This is a genomic window from Pseudomonas sp. FSL R10-1339 (assembly GCF_009600545.1).
Lineage (GTDB): Bacteria > Pseudomonadota > Gammaproteobacteria > Pseudomonadales > Pseudomonadaceae > Aquipseudomonas > Aquipseudomonas bubulae.
Genome location: NZ_WIVQ01000179.1, coordinates 1 through 3,096, shown reverse-complemented (window position 1 = coordinate 3,096; position 3,096 = coordinate 1). Strand labels below are relative to the sequence as shown.

Here is a 3,096-nt window from a genome sequence, read left to right as displayed (position 1 = left end):
GTTGTTTGGTCATCTGACACCTCGATCTGGCGAGTATTCTCGCCTAAAAGGGTGTCCGGTTTCATTAGACCACTACACTTTGAACCTATGGCTGTTTAATTTAAGTGGAACGAAATGGGGCGATTCCTACTCTGTGGGAGTAGGGTATATGTCCGTGAAGCGTAGTATTAGCTTTGAGGATATAAGTATGTAACGTGGGGCGTTACATTGTTTGAGTTTAGTGAGGTCGCATTTCTTCGATTATGCGTTTTTTGTATTCGTCTGCATCGTCTTCAATTTTTCGTTTTGCATCGCCCCATAAATCTTTGTATGTGTCTCTATGCCTTGCCACCATAAGGGTTACAATCTCATCGAGATTTTGCTGTTTTACCTTGTTATTCCCTCTTCCAAACTCTTTCACTAATACGTCATTAGAGATGGACTTATAGCCAGAAAATGCCGCTATGAGTTTTTTGGCGAGGCTTGATGTTAGCCTTAAGTTAGGGTATTCCTCAATTTCTATTATTTTTAGGTAGTTGACTAAAAATCTTTGACGCTCTCGTCGTTTGAAACCACCAACCATGCCGCCTATCTTTCCCGCTATTTCTGCTTTTTTCATATATTCTCCTATGCTGTTTTAAATACAAATAGCATAGGTTTAAAATAAGTCAATGCTTCAGGGATATATCTTCGAAGTATTACGCTAGCTTTTGGCGAGCCGCCAATCGGAGGCAGGGTTTTGAAATTTTCAATTTTTTACGTGACCTATCCCCCAAGTTCAATCCTGAAATTAAATTTGGAGAGATTTTTGAAAGTATGGTTTGATTTTTTAGTTGGGGGTTAATTGCAGATATCAACTAAGTAAAATGCGATAGAGTTGAACCCTAAATTCAAATAAGGTTGAACGATAAAAATATTTTCGTTTTGCTATTGACAACGTTTTTTGCCGTAATTAAGCCATAAAGTGATGGTCGGAAAAATCGAGTTATCAATAATTTGATATAAAGTTGTAAAAAATTTTCAAGATTTTTTTTGAAAATAGCATTTTAATGCTTGCGGGTCGATGGGGTTGGTTTTTATCGAAAATGACCTGTTTTGGGTTTATGACAAAAATACAGGTTTTTGGAAGATTGAAGTGGGCTGCTGTGGTGGGTTGTCCTATCGGATTTGATATGTATGTATACATACATATAGGTTCGGGGATATATCTCCAAACCTATGTAATGTGCCCCGGTCTAAATCTGTCATGTCGATTGAATTTATTTTGTTTGTGTGTTTCCCAATATTTGGTTGATTTTACGGTTATTTTTGGGTTTGTCATTTTTGTCATAACTGTCATAGGTCTTTTAAAAAAACTCGAATTTGTCATAAAGTGCGTTTGACAATGGTTTGCGGATAGTTAGGTTCATCAGCCCAGTGATTGATGTTCATGGTTTTTGATGAATTTGGAAGAGTGTGAGATTTTCATCAGAAAAGGAATTTGATATGTATGTATACATACATATAGGTTCGGGGATATATCTCCAAACCTATGTAGGCTATTCGGCAGTGTAGTGCGAAATTAAGGCGTTAGGGCGTGTCTTTAACTTTGAGCGGGGATTTGTATCGGTTGAGTGATATCGGCTCCGTTTGACTCGTTTCCGTGAGTTATACGGCTATCGAGGTGTCTGTGAGTATGTACGTGGGTGTATATGGGTAGGAGGGGGAGAAAAGAAGGGATGGGGTGGAAAGAAGAAACACCCTCACCGGGTGCTATTATCTGATATAGGCTATTTGCACTAATTATAATGCTAGTTTTTGAAAGTGATGCTGAACTGCTGGCCTGGTGAATATTTAGTGCCTACGAAACCTATAGTTGAGCAGTGAAATGCGGTCTGATTTTTGTAGGCTAGGTAACTAGTATCATAAATCTCGCATGGTTGGACATCACCATTGATGGTTAGAACTATGGATTTGGCAGTGTTCAGCAACTCCTGCACATTTCCTATGAGATATATGGAGTGGTCGCCGTAGGCTCTAAACAATACATTGCTATACATGGGGTTTTGGAACGTTGAACTCATAAGAAAGCCTGAGACACTAACTGTATCAAGCGTTCCGATACCTTTATAGCCTGACAATTCATCTTCGATTTCTGCGGGTGGTAATGGTGGGCCTTCTTCTTGTGTTACAAAAAGTATTGACCCGTTTGGGAGTGACCCTCCATTGAATTGCTCAAGTGGTTTCTTGATTACGTATTCAGCTTGGGTTGTAGTAAGGGTTAAGGCGGTGAGTAATGCGAGAGAGATTTTGTTCATGGTGAATTTGTTGTTAATTGATAACAATATACCACGAATATTAGAAAGTCAAAGTTTTGCGGCTTCTCATGCGTGTGTGTGCCGTGTGCGTCATACAAGAAATATATTTCTTGTAGGTGCAAGTGTATAGGTGCGTGTGTATATGTATGTGCGTGTGTCGTGTGTGCAGTCTACGACCGTGTGTGATGTATGGGAGTGGGTGGGAGGGGGGGAGAAGAAACACCCTCACCGGGTGCTATTATCTGATATAGGCTTTTGAGACAGATTATAATGTTAGATCTGCTTTGACCATCTGTATGCGGTTGCTCGTCCAATACTCATCTGCTTCATAACTTCTTGTACTGTTGCTCCTGATTTTAGTAATAGGATGCCTTGTTCTCTTTTCGTCTTTCCATTGGCTTTGCCGCCTTTCTTGCCTCGGATTGCTTGAATTCTGCTTGTGTGGGTTCTGGCGACATAATCGTCAAAGGTGCCACGGGTAAAGTTTCTATGTGTCCACTTCGCTACGCTCTTGGCTGTGTGTTTAACCTCGGATATGTCCAACGGCGTAGTAAAATTAACGTTGTAGCCGGTGGCACGGTCTAGGCAAGCGTTTAGCCATTGTTCATAGGTCGGCCAGCCTTGGCGTATAGCCTTGTATGCCCACGCTCTCAATTCATCGAAAAGCATACAGTTACGACCAAGGCCATAGTCCTCTACGGGTTTCTCTTTCGCTTTCTCCGGGGTTAAGTCGATGTAATCGGCTAAGGAAGCTCCGATCAACTTGCCGCAACCGCGCAGTAAGTTGAAAATCCCGCTGAATTTGGCGCTATTGACCGCG

The 3,096-nt window shown here is 41.1% G+C and carries 3 protein-coding genes; all 3 read right to left on the bottom strand.

Features of this window, described 5'->3' with window-relative positions:
* Positions 1 to 217: 217 nt before the first annotated feature.
* Entirely contained in the window at positions 218 to 598 is a 381-nt protein-coding gene (locus GHO03_RS23990; protein WP_153400647.1) for a hypothetical protein, read from the bottom strand.
* Positions 599 to 1,769: 1,171 nt separating this feature from the next.
* A complete protein-coding gene (locus tag GHO03_RS23985) occupies positions 1,770 to 2,276 on the bottom strand; it encodes a hypothetical protein (protein WP_153400646.1) in 507 nt (168 codons plus the stop codon).
* Positions 2,277 to 2,549: 273 nt separating this feature from the next.
* Positions 2,550 to 3,096 (bottom strand): primase C-terminal domain-containing protein (locus tag GHO03_RS23980; protein WP_178110369.1); only part of this gene is annotated, 547 nt, incomplete at its 5' end.

Coding starts and splice junctions, on each gene's coding strand:
- GHO03_RS23990 (WP_153400647.1), bottom strand. CDS start 598: ATGAAAAAAGCAGAAATAGCGGGAAAGATAGGCGGCATGGTTGGTGGT.
- GHO03_RS23985 (WP_153400646.1), bottom strand. CDS start 2,276: ATGAACAAAATCTCTCTCGCATTACTCACCGCCTTAACCCTTACTACA.